This window comes from Pseudomonas putida (assembly GCF_028682475.1).
Classification (GTDB): domain Bacteria; phylum Pseudomonadota; class Gammaproteobacteria; order Pseudomonadales; family Pseudomonadaceae; genus Aquipseudomonas; species Aquipseudomonas putida_AG.
Genome location: NZ_JANHLE010000009.1, coordinates 153,260 through 170,696 on the forward strand (window position 1 = coordinate 153,260; position 17,437 = coordinate 170,696).

The 17,437-nt window shown below is 60.9% G+C and carries 16 protein-coding genes; 5 read left to right on the forward strand and 11 right to left on the reverse strand.

Translation table 11 applies throughout. From position 1 onward, the window contains the following. Positions 1-14: 14 nt before the first annotated feature. Together NPS47_RS10550 and NPS47_RS10555 are read left to right on the forward strand one after the other, a co-directional pair. A complete protein-coding gene (locus NPS47_RS10550) occupies positions 15-1,169 on the forward strand; it encodes an efflux RND transporter periplasmic adaptor subunit (RefSeq protein WP_274294926.1) in 1,155 nt (384 codons plus the stop codon). Between the two features lie 13 nt (positions 1,170-1,182). Beyond that, positions 1,183-4,245, forward strand: a complete 3,063-nt coding sequence (locus tag NPS47_RS10555) for a multidrug efflux RND transporter permease subunit (RefSeq protein ID WP_274294927.1) — start codon at positions 1,183-1,185, stop codon at positions 4,243-4,245. 49 nt (positions 4,246-4,294) lie between these two features. Here the strand turns inward: NPS47_RS10555 and NPS47_RS10560 are convergent, their stop codons facing one another. From NPS47_RS10560 to colR, 5 genes are all read right to left on the reverse strand, one after another. Further along, positions 4,295-4,522 carry a hypothetical protein gene (locus NPS47_RS10560; protein WP_274294928.1) on the reverse strand — a complete coding sequence of 76 codons (228 nt, stop codon included), beginning with the start codon at positions 4,520-4,522 and terminating at the stop codon, positions 4,295-4,297. Further along, positions 4,522-5,232, reverse strand: coding sequence for a lipopolysaccharide kinase InaA family protein (locus NPS47_RS10565; protein WP_274294929.1), 711 nt, complete (start codon positions 5,230-5,232; stop codon positions 4,522-4,524). Before NPS47_RS10565 ends, NPS47_RS10560 begins: the two co-directional genes overlap by 1 nt. Positions 5,233-5,238: 6 nt before the next feature. After that, positions 5,239-5,919 carry a class I SAM-dependent methyltransferase gene (locus tag NPS47_RS10570; RefSeq protein ID WP_274294930.1) on the reverse strand — a complete coding sequence of 227 codons (681 nt, stop codon included), beginning with the start codon at positions 5,917-5,919 and terminating at the stop codon, positions 5,239-5,241. Between the two features lie 112 nt (positions 5,920-6,031). Beyond that, entirely contained in the window at positions 6,032-7,327 is a 1,296-nt protein-coding gene (locus NPS47_RS10575) for a sensor histidine kinase (protein WP_274294931.1), read from the reverse strand. Then, on the reverse strand, positions 7,317-8,000 hold the full coding sequence (gene colR / locus NPS47_RS10580; RefSeq protein WP_038607297.1) for a two-component system response regulator ColR: 684 nt from the start codon (positions 7,998-8,000) through the stop codon (positions 7,317-7,319). The genes NPS47_RS10575 and colR overlap by 11 nt, the downstream gene beginning before the upstream one ends. 186 nt (positions 8,001-8,186) lie before the next feature. Between colR and NPS47_RS10585 the strand changes: the two genes are divergently transcribed. Beyond that, positions 8,187-8,921: a phosphatase PAP2 family protein gene (locus tag NPS47_RS10585; RefSeq protein WP_274294932.1), complete on the forward strand. Its 735-nt coding sequence runs from the start codon at positions 8,187-8,189 to the stop codon at positions 8,919-8,921. Between the two features lie 354 nt (positions 8,922-9,275). On the opposite strand, the gene groL is transcribed toward NPS47_RS10585, so the two are convergent. The 5 genes from groL to NPS47_RS10610 form a co-directional block, all read right to left on the reverse strand. Further along, a complete protein-coding gene (groL, locus tag NPS47_RS10590) occupies positions 9,276-10,925 on the reverse strand; it encodes a chaperonin GroEL (protein ID WP_274294933.1) in 1,650 nt (549 codons plus the stop codon). A 47-nt stretch (positions 10,926-10,972) separates the two neighbouring features. Next, positions 10,973-11,266: a co-chaperone GroES gene (locus NPS47_RS10595; protein ID WP_003260750.1), complete on the reverse strand. Its 294-nt coding sequence runs from the start codon at positions 11,264-11,266 to the stop codon at positions 10,973-10,975. A 256-nt stretch (positions 11,267-11,522) separates the two neighbouring features. Then, a complete protein-coding gene (locus tag NPS47_RS10600; protein WP_274294934.1) occupies positions 11,523-12,029 on the reverse strand; it encodes an FxsA family protein in 507 nt (168 codons plus the stop codon). Between the two features lie 64 nt (positions 12,030-12,093). Beyond that, positions 12,094-12,825: a HugZ family protein gene (locus NPS47_RS10605; protein WP_274294935.1), complete on the reverse strand. Its 732-nt coding sequence runs from the start codon at positions 12,823-12,825 to the stop codon at positions 12,094-12,096. 106 nt (positions 12,826-12,931) lie between these two features. After that, positions 12,932-13,939, reverse strand: coding sequence for a DUF481 domain-containing protein (locus NPS47_RS10610; RefSeq protein WP_274294936.1), 1,008 nt, complete (start codon positions 13,937-13,939; stop codon positions 12,932-12,934). 151 nt (positions 13,940-14,090) lie between these two features. Here NPS47_RS10610 and NPS47_RS10615 point away from each other — a divergent pair, with 151 nt between their 5' ends. After that, on the forward strand, positions 14,091-14,444 hold the full coding sequence (locus NPS47_RS10615; protein WP_274294937.1) for an MGMT family protein: 354 nt from the start codon (positions 14,091-14,093) through the stop codon (positions 14,442-14,444). Between the two features lie 43 nt (positions 14,445-14,487). Further along, a complete protein-coding gene (locus NPS47_RS10620) occupies positions 14,488-16,041 on the forward strand; it encodes an AmpG family muropeptide MFS transporter (RefSeq protein WP_274294938.1) in 1,554 nt (517 codons plus the stop codon). 24 nt (positions 16,042-16,065) lie between these two features. Here NPS47_RS10620 and NPS47_RS10625 read toward each other — a convergent pair whose 3' ends face one another. Beyond that, positions 16,066-17,316 (reverse strand): MFS transporter, encoded by a 1,251-nt coding sequence (locus tag NPS47_RS10625; RefSeq protein WP_274294939.1) that lies wholly within the window; start codon positions 17,314-17,316, stop codon positions 16,066-16,068. Positions 17,317-17,437: the final 121 nt, after the last annotated feature.

Here is a 17,437-nt window from a genome sequence, read left to right on the forward strand (position 1 = left end):
CAAGGAATTGGACTATGCTGCGCCGCCGCATGCTCATCATGTTAGGTGTTGTTCTGCTGCTCGTGCTGATTCTGGGGGGCTACAAGGCGTTCTCCATCTATCAGCAGGTGCAGATGTTCTCGGCCCCCAAGCCACCGATCGCCGTAGCGGCGGCCGAGTCCAGCGAGCGCGCCTGGCAAAATCGCCTGCCCGCAGTCGGCAGCCTCACCGCCTTGCAGGGTGTCGACCTGCGCCTGGAAACCGACGGTACGGTGAAAATCCTGCAGTTCGAGTCCGGGCAGAAGGTCAGCAAGGGCCAACCCCTGCTGCAACTGGACAGCGATGTCGAGACGGCATTGCTGGGCACCGCCCTGGCCGATCTGGGCCTGGCCCAGGTGGACTTCAATCGCGGCAGCCAGCTGGTCGGCAGCCAGGCGATTTCCCGTGGCGAGTTCGACCGTCTGAGCGCGCAGTACAAACGCAACAAGGCGGTGGTCGATCAGCTCAGGGCCGCGCTGGCCAAGAAGAGCATCAGCGCGCCGTTCAGCGGCACCATCGGCATCCGCCAGGTGGACGTCGGCGACTACCTGGCCAGCGGCACGGTGATCGCCACCCTGCAGGACCTGAGCAGCCTCTATGTCGACTTCTTTGTCGCCGAACAGGCAGTCCCCAGGTTGAGCATCGGCCAACAGGTGCTGGTCAGTGTCGCCGCCTATCCGCAACAGACCTTCCCCGGCACCATCAGCGCCATCAACCCCAAAGTCGAAGACAGCACCCGCAACATTCAGGTACGCGCCACCCTGGCCAATCCTGAGGGCAAGCTGTTGCCGGGGATGTTCAGCAGTTTGCAGATCCTGCTGCCCAGCCCGCAGCCCCAGGTGGTGGTGCCCGAGAGCGCGGTGACCTACACCCTGTACGGCAACTCGGTGTACGTGGCCGTGCCGAAAAAAGCCGAAGACGGACAAGTGCAGAAAAACGCCGAAGGCCAACCGGAACTGATCGCCGAACGCCGATTTGTCGAAACCGGCGAGCGCCGCGATGGCCTGGTGGTGATCAGCAAAGGGCTCAAGGCCGGTGAGCAGGTGGTCACCGCCGGGCAGCTGAAACTGACCCAGGGTGCGTCCATCAGCATCAGCCCGGACAAGACCCTGCAACCCGCAACAGACAATCACCAGTCGCGCGCCAACTGATCGAGGATGCGCCATGGCTTTTACCGATCCGTTCATCCGCCGTCCGGTGCTGGCCAGCGTGGTCAGCCTGCTGATCGTGCTGCTGGGCTTTCAGGCCTGGAGCAAACTGCCGATCCGTCAGTACCCGCAGATGGAAAACGCCCTGATCACGGTGACCACCGCCTACCCCGGGGCCAATGCCGAAACCATCCAGGGCTACATCACCCAACCCATGCAGCAGAGCCTGGCCAGCGCCGAAGGCATCGACTACATGACGTCGGTGAGCCGGCAGAATTTTTCCGTGATCTCGGTCTATGCGCGGATCGGTGCCGACAGCGACCGGCTGTTCACCGAGCTGCTGGCCAAGGCCAACGAGGTCAAGAACAAGCTGCCCCAGGACGCCGAAGACCCGGTGCTGAGCAAGGAAGCCGCCGACGCGTCGGCGCTGATGTACATCAGTTTCTACAGCAGTGAGTTGAGCAATCCGCAGATCACCGACTACCTGTCGCGGGTGATCCAGCCCAAGCTGGCGACCCTGCCTGGCATGGCCGAAGCGGAGATTCTCGGCAACCAGCTGTTTGCCATGCGCCTGTGGATCGACCCGGTCAAACTTGCCGGTTACGGCCTGAGCGCCAATGAGGTGACCGCCGCGGTCCGCCGCTACAACTTCCTCTCGGCAGCCGGTGAGGTCAAGGGCACGTACATCGTCACCAGCATCAATGCCACCACCGAACTGAAAACCGCCGAGGCCTTTGCCAACATCCCGCTCAAGACCAGCGGCGACAGCCGGGTGCTGCTCGGCGACGTAGCCCGGGTCGAGATGGGCGCGGAAAACTACGACACGGTCAGCTCCTTCGACGGCACCCCTTCGGTCTACATCGGCATCAAGGCCACGCCCGGCGCCAACCCGCTGGATGTGATCAAGGAAGTGCGCAAACTGCTACCCGACCTGCGAACCCAGCTGCCACCCAACCTCAAGGCCTCGATTGCCTACGACGCCACCTTGTTCATCCAGGCATCGATCGATGAGGTGGTGAAGACCCTGGTCGAAGCCGTGCTGATCGTCATTGTCGTGGTCTTCCTGTTCCTCGGCGCCTTGCGCTCGGTGCTGATCCCGGTGATCACCATTCCGCTATCGATGATCGGCGTGCTGTTCTTCATGCAGCTGATGGGCTACTCGCTCAACCTGCTGACCTTGCTGGCGATGGTCCTGGCCATCGGCCTGGTGGTGGACGATGCCATCGTCGTGGTGGAAAACATCCACCGCCATATCGAAGAAGGCAAGACGCCGTTCGAAGCGGCGCTGGAAGGCGCCAGGGAGATCGCCATGCCGGTGGTGTCGATGACCATCACCCTGGCCGCAGTGTATGCCCCTATCGGCTTTCTTGAGGGGCTGACCGGGGCGCTGTTCAAGGAGTTCGCCCTGACCCTGGCCGGGGCAGTGATCATTTCCGGCATCGTCGCCCTGACCCTGTCGCCGATGATGTGCGCCCTGCTGCTGCGCCATGACGCCAACCCCAGCGGCCTGGCCCATCGCCTGGACATGCTGTTCGAAGGCCTCAAGGTGCGCTATCAGAAGCTCCTGCATGGCACCCTCAATACCCGGCCGGTGGTGCTGGTGTTCGCGGTGATCGTGCTGTGCCTGATTCCGGTGTTCCTGATGTTCACCAAGAGCGAACTGGCCCCGGATGAAGACCAGGGGGTGATTTTCATGATGGCCACGGCGCCACAGCCGACCAACCTTGACTACCTGAGCACCTACACCGACGAGTTCGTCGACATCTTCAAGGCGTTTCCCGAGTACTACTCCTCGTTCCAGATCAACGGTTTTAACGGTGTGCAATCAGGTATCGGCGGCTTCCTGCTCAAGCCCTGGGGCGAGCGTGAACGCACCCAGATGGAGCTGCTGCCGCTGGTGCAAAGCAAGCTCGAAGGTATCGCCGGCCTGCAGATCTTCGGCTTCAACCTGCCCTCCTTGCCCGGTACCGGTGAAGGCCTGCCGTTCCAGTTCGTGATCAACACCGCCAACGATTACGCATCACTGCTGGAAGTGGCCGAACGGATCAAGGAACGTGCCCAGGCCTCAGGCAAGTTTGCCTTCCTCGACATTGACCTGGCCTTCGACAAACCGGAGGTGGTGGTCGATATCGACCGGGCCAAGGCTGCGCAGATGGGCGTGTCCATGGATGCCCTCGGTGGCACCCTGGCGACCCTGCTTGGCGAAGCGGAAATCAACCGTTTCACCATCGATGGCCGCAGCTACAAAGTCATCGCCCAGGTTGAACGCCCCTACCGCGACAACCCCGATTGGCTGAGCAACTACTACGTGAAAAACCAGCAAGGGCAGATGCTGCCGCTGGCCACCCTGATCACCCTCAGCGACCGCGCCAGGCCGCGTCAGCTCAACCAGTTCCAGCAACTGAACGCCGCCATCATCCAGGGTGTGCCGATGGTCAGCATGGGCGAGGCGCTGGAGACAATTCGCAACATTGCCCACGAGGAAGCGCCACAAGGCTACGCCTTCGACTATGCCGGTGTTGCCCGGCAGTTCGTTCAGGAAGGCAGCGCGCTGTGGGTAACCTTCGGCCTGGCCCTGGCGATCATCTTCCTGGTGCTGGCAGCGCAGTTCGAGAGCTTTCGCGATCCACTGGTGATCCTGGTGACCGTGCCGCTGTCGATCTGTGGGGCGCTGATTCCGCTGTTCCTGGGTATTTCGAGCATGAACATCTACACCCAGGTCGGCCTGGTGACACTGATTGGCCTGATCAGCAAGCACGGCATTCTGGTGGTCGAATTCGCCAACCAGTTACGCCTGCAAAAGGGCTTGAGCGCCCGCGAAGCGGTGGAAGAAGCTGCGGCGATCCGCCTGCGTCCGGTATTGATGACCACCGCGGCGATGGTGTTCGGCATGGTCCCGCTGATTCTGGCCAGCGGCGCCGGGGCGGTGAGTCGCTTTGACATCGGCACGGTGATTGCCACCGGCATGTCGGTGGGCACCCTGTTCACCCTGTTCGTGCTGCCGTGTGTCTATACCCTGCTGGCGCGAAAAGATGTACCTGAGCCAGTGGGAGCGGGCTTGCCCCGCGATGCGATGTGACGGTTAAGCAGCAATCGCGGGCTAGCCCGCTCCCACCGCCAGAGATGCATCAACCCGGTGCACGGCCTCCCTGGCTGAGGCCGAACAACAGCAACAGCAGGTCGTGGTCCGGCTTGGCCTGAACCTGTGGTTTGACCACCCGTGGCAGCGGGCACTGCGCACCATTGGCGGTATGGCTCACAACCTCGGGCCCGGGCTCCTCCCAAGCCGCCACAGCAGCAGTGGCTGCCGCCAGGGCAGCCACGAGAAACAAACCTCGAGCTAATTCTAGTTTCATTACTCTAAACCTTTGACAGCGCTGCCAAACGCCATCTGGTAAAAATAGAGCAGCTTCTGCCACTCTGCGTCATTGAATGACGAGTGGCGGCGTAACTGTTTCAAGTCATTGGCTGCAGCGCGTTGGCAACTGATGCGGCGGCGGCACTTTTCCAGGTCCAGCAGCGCCACTTCGGCGCGCGCCTCGTCACCTTCACCGATCACCTTGATGAACACATGCTTGCCGTACAGGCAGCCATGCTGCCAATGGCCACGGTGCATACGCGCCAGATTCTCGGCCAGATCCTGCAGCATGCGCTCATGCAGGGCCGCGCTATAGCGCTCGCGCGCGCCGTTGGCGTACCAGTTGTCACAATCCTCGAAGCCGTCCAGGGCCTCGCTAACCAGCAGGGCGCGCCACTGATGCTCGGCATCGCGCTCGACCCCGCAATAAACGATGTGCGGAACCCGCACCCCCAACTGCTCGAAGCTGTTGAGCGCATCATATTCACGCAACACCGTCGGGCGGCCGAAGGGGTGCATCAAACTGCGGTAGATATGGCCAATCTGACGTTTGGAATACAGCACCTGACCATTTTCACCGTTCAGCCGCTGTACACCACTTTCTCCACCCCGGCGCTGGTTAGGAGCCTCAACCCACTCGCCCTGCTGTTGCCAGAAGTGGTCGAACCGGTTGTTCCCCGTCATTGTTCCTGAGCGCTCTACCGCCATGCCCTGCTACCCCTTACGCAATACGTACACTCGCCACATGGCATAGAACGGTAAAAAGTCCAATCGTTCCTGAATGCGGAAACCGGCAGCCTGAAATTCTTCCTCAACCGTAGCAACCGGTAACACAAAGCGGTTTTGATAACTGCCCTTTCCGGTCTCAGCGTAACGACGCTGTTCCAGTTTTTTCCGGCGCCAGGCTTTGAAATTGCCATCGACCCACAACGACAAAATCACGCTGTCACGGGTAACGCGTTGAAACTCCTTGAGAATTTCTTTGCGGTGGGCGGCCTCACCAATGTGGTGCATCAGTCGCATACAGAAAATGCTATCGACCGAGTTGTCCGGCAGGTCGATGGCAAAAGCTGAGGTCTGCAAGGTCCGTACCCGCTCGACGATATGCGCAGGTTGGGACTTGGTAGCAGTCTCCAGCATCGCCTCGGAGTTGTCCGCACCAATGATCACTCGATTGGGCTTTTCCGCCAGCATCGGCCAGAAGCGACCGGCGCCACAGGGCAGGTCGAGCACCAGACCAGGCTCGCCGGCCAACGCCAAGGCACGCCGGGCCAGCTGTTCATCACGTTGGTGAGACAAGCGCCGAGCCAGGCCGTCTTGATGCTTGAGAAAGTACTCCTCGGCATGTTGCTGGTCGTACTTCTCGGAAAATTCGAGTTTGATGGGGCTACGCATGGTGCATCTCCTGACTCCAATCTGCCCACCATAAGCAGGCAATCGTTGGCGTCAGGTCATGCGCATGTGAAAATTTCGTTAGTCGCACCGATAAAAGTTACGGAATATTTCACTATTGCTCGATTGGAAGTTTCAGACCACTGCTCAGGTCCACATGAAAGCGGCATCCATGCGGCACCATCGCGCTCAAGCTGACGGTCCAGTTCTGGTCATCACAAATCCGTTGTACCAGCGACAGCCCCAGGCCAAGCCCCTCCCCGCGCCGCTCTTCGCCACGAACAAATGGCCGGAACATGGCTTCACGCTGTTCCTCGGGAATACCCACACCACTGTCCTCGACCATAAAGCCTGCAGATTCCAGGGTCAGGCGGATAAAGCCATAGTCCGTGTAATGCGCAGCATTGCGCAGCAGATTGCCCATTACCGCCTGCAGGAAGGTGGCGTTGTAAAGCGTCGGTGATCCTCCCTTGGCGTCATAGTGCAGCGTCAGACCTTTCTGCTCGATGGTTTCGCGCCAGACTCCGACCAGATCATCCGCCACTTCCTTCAGACTCGCCTGCGAAGCGACCGCGCCTTCATCGCGCTGGGCCCGGGCCAGCATCAGGAAGGTTTTCACCAGTTCCTGCATCTCTTCCGTGGCCCTGGCAATCCGCTCGACCTGCGAACGGGCGCGCGGATCGATGTTCGGGTTGACCAGCAACAACTCGCAGGAGCTGGCCAGCACCATCAACGGCGTGCGCAGTTCATGGCTGACATCGCTGGTGAACAGGCGCTCGCGCGTCAAGGCATCGCGCAAACGCCCCAAGGTATCGTCAAAGGCCATGGCCAACTGGCCGACTTCGTCGGCGGCGTAATCCGGTGCCAGTGGCGGCGCCAGTCCCAGCAACTGGTCACGATGGCGCACCTGTTGCGCCAGGCGGATCACCGGGGCCATCACCCGTCGCGCGAGCACCCAGCCGAGGAACACGGCCAAGGCCAGGCTGAGCACAAAGCCCACCACGACAATGGCAAACAGCACCCGCTCACGCTCTTCGAAGTCACTCTGGTCTTGCAGCAGGACATAGCGCCGGCCGTCCACCACTTCAACCATGGCGTGGTAGGACAGTTGCTCGCGGAAGACTTCGTGAAAACCCGGATTGAGGTGACGCAGGTCCTTGGGCAGTTCGAATTCGTCACGTCCGCCGCTGTAATAGAACAGCTGGTCCGGCCGCGGACGGTGGCTCCAGTCACTGACACTGTCCATGCGCAGCAGGCGCTGCAGATCCCCGCCCAGCACCGCCGAAATCAGACGTTCTTCAACCAGGTGCACGGTGGCCACAATGCCAAAGGCGAAGGCGCCTGCCACCAGCGCACTCATCAGGGCAAAAGCGATGATGATCCGCTGGGCTAGGCTTTGCTTAAACTCCATCACGGCCCTCGGCAAGGCGGTAGCCGACACCGTGGACGGTATGTAGCAGGGCCTTTTCGAACGGCTTGTCGATCACCTGACGCAGTTGATGAACGTGGCTGCGCAGACTGTCGCTATCCGGGCAGTCATCTCCCCAGAGTGCCTCTTCCAGCACTTCACGACGCAGTACATGGGGGCTCTTCTGCATCAGCACCGCCAGCAGTTTCAAACCCACCGGGTTGAGCTTGAGCAGTTTGCCGTCGCGGGTGACTTCCAGGGTATCGAGGTCATACACCAGGTCGCTGACCTGCAACGTGCGCCGTCCACCACCCTGCGCCCGACGCAGCACCGCTTCGATCCGCGCGGCCAGCTCCGACAGGGCGAAAGGCTTGAGCAAGTAATCATCGGCGCCCGAGCGAAAACCTTGCAGACGGTCATCAAGCTGATCGCGGGCGGTGAGCATGATCACCGGGGTGTCACGCCGGGCGTCCTCGCGCAGACGCTTGCACAGGGTGTAGCCATCAATCCCCGGCAGCATGATGTCGAGGACGATCAAGTCATAGTGTTCAGTGGCGGCCAGGTGCAATCCCGACAGTCCATCCTGGGCACAATCGACCGTATAGCCTTTAAGGCCCAGGTAGTCGGCCAGATTGGCGAGGATATCGCGGTTGTCTTCAACCAGTAGAATTCGCATGGGGTTCTCCCGTCCGGGGCGTTTGCCTGCTTGGCAGGCGCAGCTTACGGCCATCGGCCACGCACGGCTAGGGCGGCGCGACTTTATTGCAGGCTAACGTTTTTTTCACTCAGTCTTCACGGACAGGTTATAGCGGCTACCCGAGAATAGCCGGTAGGACTGTCCCTTGACTTGCCTGGACCTGCCATGCCGCTACCTGCCCCTTCTCGCCCGCTCAACCTGTGGATTGCCCTCGGCATCCCCACAGCCATCGCTCTGACACTTATCCTGCTGGAATTGACCTCACTGGACATGGACCTGGCCAAGCTGGCGTTCGACCCGGCGGCAGGCCAGTTCATAGGCCGACATAGCTATTTCCTCGAAGACATCCTGCATGACCGCGCCAAACAAGTGGTGATCGCCCTCAGCGTAGGCGCCATTATTGCCTTTATCAGCAGTTTCTTCTGGCAGCGCCTCAAAGGCTGGCGTCGGGAGCTGGGCTATCTGGTCCTGGCCATGGGCCTGTCGACCAGTTTCGTAACGCCGGTCAAAGCGGTGACTGCAGTGCAGTGCCCTTGGAGCCTGAAGGAGTTCGGCGGCAAGGAAACCTACAGTGAGCTGCTCAGCCCTCGTCCGGCTACCGATAAGCCAGGCCGCTGCTGGCCGGGTGGTCATGCCGCCACCGGCTTCACCCTGTTCGCTTTGTTTTTCGCCCTGCGCGACCGCCGCCCACGCCTGGCCCGCGCCGCCCTGCTGTTCGCCTTTGGCCTGGGCACGGTGTTTTCGATAGGCCGCATGCTGCAAGGCGCGCACTTCTTTTCTCACAACGTGTGGACGGCGGTGTTCTGCTGGTTGATCAGTTTGGGCTGCTATTACTGGGTGCTGTACCGCAAGCCTGTGACGGTGAAGGTGGGATCATCTTTGGCTGTACCGGCGCAGTAGACCTTGTCTGCGCGGTGCCTGCATCGCTGGCAAGGCCAGCTCCCACAGGATTACGCTCAGTCTCAGACAAGTGGGAGCCGGCCTTGCCGGTGATAGGGCGCTGCGCATTTCAGCAGGCATAAAAAAGGCTCTTCACGGAATCTCCGGAGCCTGATTCCTGGGTTGGGGTGTTGTGGTTTCGAGCTTATCCATTTGGTGTGGCGCCGCTGCCATCAGCGGCGCCACATCGAATGGATAAGCTCCCATTCGAACCCCAGCCCAGCCGAGCCCCAAGATCATGCTCCCCAGGATACCGCGAACCATAAAAAAAGCCCCGCACTAAGCGGGGCTTTTTCTCAAGCGGGTAAGGCTGGCTTACATCATGCCGCCCATGCCGCCCATACCACCCATGCCGCCCATATCAGGCATGCCACCGGCAGCAGCTTCCTGCGGAGCATCGGCAACCATGGCTTCGGTAGTGATCATCAGACCACCGATCGAAGCAGCAGCTTGCAGTGCCGAACGGGTCACTTTGGCAGGGTCCAGGATACCCATTTCGATCATGTCGCCGTACTCACCGGTAGCAGCGTTGTAACCGAAGTTGCCCGAACCTTGCTTGACCTTGTCGACCACGACGCTTGGCTCGTCGCCGGCGTTGGCAACGATCTGGCGCAGCGGGGCTTCAACAGCGCGACGCAGCAGCTGGATACCAACGTTCTGGTCTTCGTTGTCGCCTTTGAGCTCGGAGATGGCCTGCAGCGAGCGAACCAGCGCAACACCACCGCCAGGCACCACGCCTTCTTCAACGGCTGCACGGGTAGCGTGCAGGGCGTCTTCAACGCGGGCTTTCTTCTCTTTCATTTCGACTTCGGTGCCAGCACCGACCTTGATCACGGCAACACCGCCAGCCAGCTTGGCCAGACGCTCTTGCAGTTTTTCACGGTCGTAGTCCGAGGAAGTCTCGGCAACCTGAGTGCGGATCTGGGCGATACGCGCTTCGATGTCGCCTTGTACACCAGCGCCGTCGACGATGATGGTGTTTTCCTTGGACAGGGTCACGCGCTTGGCGTTACCCAGGTGCTCCAGGGTAGCGGACTCCAGGCTCAGGCCGATTTCTTCGGAGATCACGGTACCGCCGGTCAGAACGGCGATGTCCTGCAGCATGGCCTTGCGGCGGTCGCCGAAGCCAGGTGCCTTGACCGCAGCAACCTTGACGATGCCGCGCATGTTGTTGACCACCAGGGTCGCCAGCGCTTCGCCTTCAACGTCTTCAGCAACGATCAGCAGCGGACGGCCGGCCTTGGCAACGGCTTCCAGAACTGGCAGCAGTTCGCGGATGTTGGAGATTTTCTTGTCAACCAGCAGCAGCAGCGGGCCATCCAGCTCGGCGACCATGGTGTCTGGCTTGTTGACGAAGTAAGGGGACAGGTAGCCACGGTCGAACTGCATGCCTTCTACGACCGACAGTTCGTTTTCCAGGCCCGAGCCTTCTTCAACGGTGATCACGCCTTCTTTACCGACTTTTTCCATGGCTTCGGCAATGATGTCACCGATGGAGTTGTCGGAGTTGGCGGAGATGGTGCCTACCTGAGCGATGGCCTTGGAGTCGGCGCATGGCTTGGACAGGGACTTCAGCTCTTTGACGATGGCGATGGTGGCTTTGTCGATACCACGCTTCAGATCCATCGGGTTCATGCCGGCAGCAACGGCTTTCAGGCCTTCGCTGACGATGGCCTGAGCCAGAACGGTGGCGGTGGTGGTGCCGTCGCCGGCTTCGTCGTTGGCCTTGGAGGCAACGTCTTTGAGCAGCTGGGCGCCCATGTTTTCGAAGGCGTCTTTGAGTTCGATTTCTTTGGCAACCGACACACCGTCTTTGGTGATGGTCGGAGCGCCGAAGCTCTTGGCCAGAACAACGTTACGGCCTTTCGGGCCCAGGGTGGCTTTTACAGCGTCAGCCAGAACGTTGACACCAACGAGCATTTTCTTGCGGGCGGAATCGCCGAATTTTACGTCTTTAGCAGCCATGATCGTTTAATCCTTGAATACTTTGGAGTAACGGGAAACCAGCAGAATCAGCCTTCGATAACAGCGAGAATTTCGTTCTCAGCCATTACCAGCAGGTCTTCGCCGTCAACTTTCACAGTGTTGCTGCCCGAGTAAGGGCCGAAAACCACCTTGTCACCCACTTTCACGGCCAGCGCACGCACTTCACCGTTGTCCAGGATGCGACCGGTACCTACAGCGACGACTTCGCCACGGTTAGGTTTTTCAGCGGCCGAACCGGGCAGAACGATACCGCCAGCGGTTTTCGATTCTTCTTCGCTGCGACGGATAACGACGCGGTCATGCAGAGGACGAAGCTTCATTGTCGATCTCTCCTAATTGTGGTTTTCATCGGCCGGTATCGACACCGGCGGGTTGATGCTTGCGGCGTAGCCGCTCGTGGCTCGCGGTGCGGGCCACGCATGTAATGTCCGGGGCATTCCCCCGGAAACCTTGCGGTAACCCCTACATGAGGTCGCCAAGATCAATTACAAGGCTTGCTGATGAAATTTTTTAGCGATCTGTTCGCACAAAGCAGAACGGCCCCATCAGGGGGCCGTCCGTCTAACGCTGGCAGGGTTACAGATCCCGGGGGTTGCGGGGGTTGCGTGGCTCGCGAGGATCGTGATGCTCATACTCACCCTCGATCACGTTCGGCTGTCGCGGCTGGCTGCCCGGGCTGCCCGGGCGGGCCATGAACGGGTCATCGCCAAAGGCACGCTGGCGCATGGCCTGGGCTTCGGCGCGCTCGCGCATCTTGCGCCCGAGCAGGCGACGGGTGAACGGCAGCAGGCAGACCAGGCCGATCACGTCACTGATAAAGCCTGGCAACAGCAGCAGGCCGCCACCGAGGGCCAGCATCAGGCCCTGGAACATGTCCTCGGCGGGCAGTTCGCCACGCTGCAGGCTCTCGCGGGCACGCAGGGCGGTGGCCAGACCGGCCACCCGCACCACCAGCACACCCAGGGCGGAGCCGGCAATGATCAGCAGCAGCGCCGGGAAGAAGCCGATCGCGGTGCTGACCTTGAAGAACACATACAGCTCCAGCACCGGAAAAATCAGAAACAGCAATAGAAAAGCACGCATCAATGGTTCCTCTGCGCAAGAAGTCCTTGCAGTACACCTTTAATGGTTGCGCTCAATCGCTATTTCAACCCTGGGCGCTTTCACGAACCGGCCACTGATCGGCGCGAGCCAGAAAAACCAGGGCTTCGCGTACTTGTATCGGCGTATTGCAAGGCACTGCGAACGGCAGCCAGTGCAGCCCCTGGCCGATACGCAGGTGCATACCCTCGCTGTCGATACCGACCATCTGCGCCGTCGTCCCCTGCGGCAGGCCGCTGAGCTGGACGTAATGCGCAATGGCATTGGCATGGTCGCTGTTCATGTGCTCGATCATGCTCAGCTCGGCTTTGCCGGCAAATGGATTGGCCAGGCTCAAATGGTCGACCCAGTGAATGGCGCCGAATCCGCCAATATAGCGGTGACGTACCGGTTTCAGTACCCAGAAGTCGAAATCATGCGCCTTGTGATAATTGCTCGATTCGGGGAAATAGCGGTAATAGCGCTCAGCCGCGGCCTCGACCGCCGCAGGCTCCTCGAGCTTGTGGGCATGGGCCAATACGGTCAGGCGACCAACGGCCTGCACATCTTCGGCGTCACGCTCACCGACCAGCAGCGAGCACTTGGGATCTTTCTGCAGGTTGTGGGTGTGCTGGGCGATGCGGCTGATCAGGATCAGCGGGTTGCCGTCGGCATCCAGGCAGTACGGCACCACCGAACCGAAGGGAAAGCCCGGCATCGACTTGGAATGCGTCGACAGGACGCCACGGTATTCCTTGAGCAGCAGCTCCCGGGCCTGTTGTGCGACTTTAGCGCTCACTGTGTGACTCCCGACGCGAGATCATGTTGAAGGCTGGCCGCAGGTGCAGTGCGGCCATGAAGGTAACCGTCAAAATAATCATTATCGCCGAGGGTTGCCAGCAGTCTTACCAGGTCACGCCAAAGCCTGCGGTGTAACGGGTCTTGTCCAGGTCGCTGTCGCGGGTGCCGCTGATGACATCCTTCTCGGCCTTGAGGTTGAGCGAAGCCCATTCGGTGACCTTGTAACGCAGGCCGACTTCGGCATCCAGGGCATAGTTGGCCACGCCGTCCAGCGGTTTTCCGACTTCACCGTTGGTGAAGAACTCAACCCGCTTGCCGATCAGGTAGCGGTTGTAGTCCCACTTCATGGCCAGGGAATAGAAGTTATCCTTGCCGCCATCGGCGTACTCGTAATCAGTGCGGTTGACCAGTGAGCCCAGGGAGAAGGCACCCAGTTCGTCATCCCAGAACTGGTAACCCGGGCCGGTACCCACGGTGCGCTGGCGGGCCAGGTCTTCGATATGGTCGCGTTTGTACTCAAGGCGCCCTTGCCAGAACCACTTTTCGGTCATGAAGCGGTCCAGTGCGTACTCGGCGCTCCAGTTGTTGGTGGTGGTGACGTCGTCCTTGCTTTCGCGGTTGTATTCGCCTTCGGCCTGGTGACGCCAGCGGCCATGGCGGGCGGTGGTCTTGAAGTCGATGTCATAGTCATCGCTGTCGGACTCGGCGCGCTTGTAGTCCATGGCCAGGTCGACATTGCCCTTCCACGACAGGTCTTCGATCACCGGTTTGGGCTTCATGATCTGCTGGATGCTGGCCAGCTCGACGGTCTTGGGCGCCTCGCCATTGGCCAGGGTGACCTTGCCATCTTCGGCAGCGCTCAGCGATTTGGCTTTCTCACCGGTATAGGCGTCCTGTTTGACCAGCAATTCCTGGTCGCTCTCCAGCGTCTTGACCTGCTTCCAGTCCAAGGCAATCGAGCCACCATACTCAGTCTTGAGCAACAATTTGCCACCGTCAAAAACGGTGATTTTGCCGCTGAGCCGGTCACCATTTTTCATCCACACCGTGTCAGCAACGGCAGTGGAACAGGCAAAAACGGCGGCAAGGCTCAACAAGACTCGAGAAAACATAAGCAAGGATGGACTCTGATTTGCAAAAAAGTCGGGCATTATCCAGATACCCGCCCGTAGAGCAAGGACTGACCCACCCCATGCCAATGAGTTCAATTGCTGTTTGCACGGTGAATGCAGCCGTTTCGGCGCGAACGCCTGCGAGGCTGCGATGAAAGCGACGCCTGGCGATCCGACAGAAAACGCGCAAGCCCGACGAATGGCACTCTATCTGGTCCTCGGTCAGGTGCCGCCGGGCAAAGTCGTCAGCTACGGTCAGCTTGCCGAACTGGCCGGACTGGGACGCGCAGCGCGCTGGGTCGGGCGTACCCTCAGTCAGCTGCCGGCCGACACCCAACTGCCCTGGCACCGGGTGCTGGGCGCGGGTGGACGTTTGAGCCTGGCACTGGGCACACCGTCAGGCGACGAGCAGCGTGCACGCCTGCGCGCAGAAGGTGTCACTCTGCACAATAATCGTGTGGATATGTTGCGCCATGGCTGGCGCCCGATGGAGCACAGCGGTTAGAGTGCGCGCTTTGTTTTCGTAAACTTGAGGCAGATGTTGGCCCATGCCCCGTAAAACCTGGCGCGCTGCGCTCGCTGCCTATGCCAGCCCGTCGACCTTGGTGCTGTTGCTGCTTGGCTTTGCCACCGGCCTGCCCTACATGCTGGTGTTTTCGACCCTGTCGGTATGGTTGCGCGAGGCCGGGGTGGCCCGCGAAACCATCGGTTATGCCAGCCTGATCGGCCTGGCCTATGCCTTCAAGTGGGTCTGGTCGCCGCTACTCGACCAATGGCGCCTGCCATTGCTCGGCAAACTCGGCCGCCGCCGCTCCTGGCTGGTCCTGTCACAGGTGCTGGTAGTGATCGGACTGGTCGGCATGGGCTTCTGTGATCCGCAAAAGCACCTGTCCTGGCTGATTGCCCTGGCCGTGCTGGTGGCCTTTGCCTCGGCCACCCAGGATATCGCCGTCGACGCCTACCGCCTGGAAATCGCTGACGATCAACGTCAGGCCGCACTGGCCGCCAGCTACATGGCCGGTTATCGGGTCGCCGCACTGCTGGCCACCGCCGGCGCGCTGTTCTTTGCCGAAGGCTTCGGCTCTACCGGCTTCAGCTACCTGCATAGCGCCTGGACCGGTACCTATGTACTGTTCGGCGTGCTGATGCTGCCGGCGGTGATCACCACCCTGATGATGCGCGAACCGCCGGTCCCCCTGCGCACTCAGCTGTCGGCGGCGCGCTACGGCCTGATTCATCAACTGGTGTCGGTGTTCGTGCTGATCATTCTGCTGGTCTCGGTACCGGCGATGTTCACCCAGCTGTACAACACCGATTTCGCCAGCGTGCTGTTCGACGGCGTCAGCCTGCTCGACCTGCTGCTCGAAGACCGCGCCTTCCTGCGCGCGATCCTCTACATCACCCTGACCGCGCTGTGCCTGTCATCCATGGGGCGCCGCGGCCTGGCGCCGGTGCTGACGCCGGTCAACGACTTCATCCTGCGCTACCGCTGGCAGGCCCTGTTGCTGCTTGGGCTGATCGCCACCTACCGGATGTCCGATACGGTCATGGGCGTAATGGCCAACGTGTTCTATATCGATCAGGGCTTCACCAAGGACCAGATCGCCAGCGTCAGCAAGATCTTCGGCCTGATCATGACCCTGGTCGGCGCCGGCATGGGCGGTCTGCTGATCGTGCGCTTCGGTATTCTACCGATCCTGTTCATCGGCGGCGCGGCCTCGGCGGCCACCAATATCCTGTTCCTGATGCTGGCGGACATGGGCCCGAACCTGCAGATGCTGGTGGTGACCATTTCCCTCGACAACTTCAGCTCGGGTCTGGCCACCTCGGCCTTCGTTGCCTACCTGTCGAGCCTGACCAACCTGAAGTTCTCCGCCACCCAATATGCGCTGCTGAGCTCGATCATGCTGCTCCTGCCGCGCCTGATCGGCGGCTACTCCGGGGTCATGGTGGAGAAGTTCGGCTATCACGACTTCTTCCTGATCACTGCCCTGCTCGGCGTGCCGACCCTGATCCTGATTGCCCTGCACTGGCATCAGGAGGCAGGAAAGGGCAAACAGGTACCGGACGATAACCCGCTAGCCGAGCAGCAGCGCCCCTGAGCCTTCCTGAGGGCTATGCCGGGTTTACCCCGGCATAGCCTCGGCTTGTTCCGCACCAGCCCCCAGAACGACCCTCAGCGGCCATAGCGCGAGGATACCCGCCAGCCCCGCCGCCAAGGCGAAACTCACCAGGCTGGCACCGGCACCGAGCATTGCCAGCAAAGCGCCGCCCACGCCCAACAGGGCAATGGTGATCATCCCCAGCATGGCCGAAACCAGGCCCTTGCTCTGCTCGCTGGAGAACAGCGTCATGCGGTACAGCACGGCGTTGGCGATGCCCAGGCCCAGGGCGTAGACCGACATCCCCGCCACCAGGCTAGGCACGCCGGGCACCAGCCAGGTCGCCAGCATCATGCCCAGCAGCCCTGCCAGGTACGGCCAGAGGGCACGGCGCACCAGACTTTTCAGCGGATAACGATCGGCAATGCGGTTGATGATCAGGTTGCCCAGGATCAGGCCACCGAACACCGGCAATTGCCACAGGGCATAGTCCAGGGTACTCAAGCCTTCATCGTGAATCAGCAGCACCGGCGACAGCCCGATCCAGCCGATCAATGGCAGGCCAACCAGCCCCAGGGCTGCGCTGCCCGCCACAAACTGGCGGTTGCCGAGCAACTGCAGATAACCGGCCAGCAATGTTTTCAGATGGATCGGCTGGAACGCCAGGCGCGAACCATCGCGGCGTTCGACGCCCAGCGTCTCCGGCATGAAGCGGTACAACGCCAGCCACGACAGCACTGCACAACCACCAAAGATCACGAACAGCCAACGCCACGACACCCACTCCAGCAACAGGGTGCCCACCAGCGGCCCGAGCAGTGGCGAGAGCAGTGCGATGTTGGCCAGCAACGCCATCATGCGCACCGCGTCGGCTTCACTGAAAGCCTCGTTCAACGCCGGGTAACTGACCGTCACCACAAAGCCCAGGCCGATGCCCTGCAACAGCCGCAGCAGGTTGAACAGTTCGATGCCCTGGACCCAGAAAGCCGCCAGGCAGGTCACGCAGAAAATCGCACAGCCCACCAGCAGCAACGGCCTGCGACCATAGCGATCAGCCAGCGGACCGATCAGCCATTGCAGCAGGACACCGCCGAGCAGGTACAGGTTAAGGGCGTGGGGAATGTACGCAGGACTGGCGTTGAGATCGCCGACCACCACGGGCATGGCAGGCATCACCACATCGCTGGCGAGGTAGGTGAGAAGCTCGAACAGCGCCAGGGTCATGGCGAAGCAGAAGGCTCGCAACGGGGTGATGTTGATCAGGGGGGTAAGCATGACAAGACCGGGCAAACAGAAGTAAGCCAGCCTGTATGCCAGAAAGCGTGGTAAGCAGGTGTGAACAAATGTAAAGGTAGAGGCGCGTGGGAGCCGGCCTTGCCGGCGATGGGGCGGTCCG

What these genes read in the sequence shown, in the direction of transcription:
- NPS47_RS10550 (WP_274294926.1), top strand. Translation starts at nt 15, where the DNA reads ATGCTGCGCCGCCGCATGCTCATCATGTTAGGTGTTGTTCTGCTGCTC.
- NPS47_RS10555 (WP_274294927.1), top strand. Translation starts at nt 1,183, where the DNA reads ATGGCTTTTACCGATCCGTTCATCCGCCGTCCGGTGCTGGCCAGCGTG.
- NPS47_RS10560 (WP_274294928.1), bottom strand. Translation starts at nt 4,522, where the DNA reads ATGAAACTAGAATTAGCTCGAGGTTTGTTTCTCGTGGCTGCCCTGGCG.
- NPS47_RS10565 (WP_274294929.1), bottom strand. Translation starts at nt 5,232, where the DNA reads ATGGCGGTAGAGCGCTCAGGAACAATGACGGGGAACAACCGGTTCGAC.
- NPS47_RS10570 (WP_274294930.1), bottom strand. Translation starts at nt 5,919, where the DNA reads ATGCGTAGCCCCATCAAACTCGAATTTTCCGAGAAGTACGACCAGCAA.
- NPS47_RS10575 (WP_274294931.1), bottom strand. Translation starts at nt 7,327, where the DNA reads ATGGAGTTTAAGCAAAGCCTAGCCCAGCGGATCATCATCGCTTTTGCC.
- colR (WP_038607297.1), bottom strand. Translation starts at nt 8,000, where the DNA reads ATGCGAATTCTACTGGTTGAAGACAACCGCGATATCCTCGCCAATCTG.
- NPS47_RS10585 (WP_274294932.1), top strand. Translation starts at nt 8,187, where the DNA reads ATGCCGCTACCTGCCCCTTCTCGCCCGCTCAACCTGTGGATTGCCCTC.
- groL (WP_274294933.1), bottom strand. Translation starts at nt 10,925, where the DNA reads ATGGCTGCTAAAGACGTAAAATTCGGCGATTCCGCCCGCAAGAAAATG.
- NPS47_RS10595 (WP_003260750.1), bottom strand. Translation starts at nt 11,266, where the DNA reads ATGAAGCTTCGTCCTCTGCATGACCGCGTCGTTATCCGTCGCAGCGAA.
- NPS47_RS10600 (WP_274294934.1), bottom strand. Translation starts at nt 12,029, where the DNA reads ATGCGTGCTTTTCTATTGCTGTTTCTGATTTTTCCGGTGCTGGAGCTG.
- NPS47_RS10610 (WP_274294936.1), bottom strand. Translation starts at nt 13,939, where the DNA reads ATGTTTTCTCGAGTCTTGTTGAGCCTTGCCGCCGTTTTTGCCTGTTCC.
- NPS47_RS10615 (WP_274294937.1), top strand. Translation starts at nt 14,091, where the DNA reads ATGAAAGCGACGCCTGGCGATCCGACAGAAAACGCGCAAGCCCGACGA.
- NPS47_RS10620 (WP_274294938.1), top strand. Translation starts at nt 14,488, where the DNA reads ATGCCCCGTAAAACCTGGCGCGCTGCGCTCGCTGCCTATGCCAGCCCG.
- NPS47_RS10625 (WP_274294939.1), bottom strand. Translation starts at nt 17,316, where the DNA reads ATGCTTACCCCCCTGATCAACATCACCCCGTTGCGAGCCTTCTGCTTC.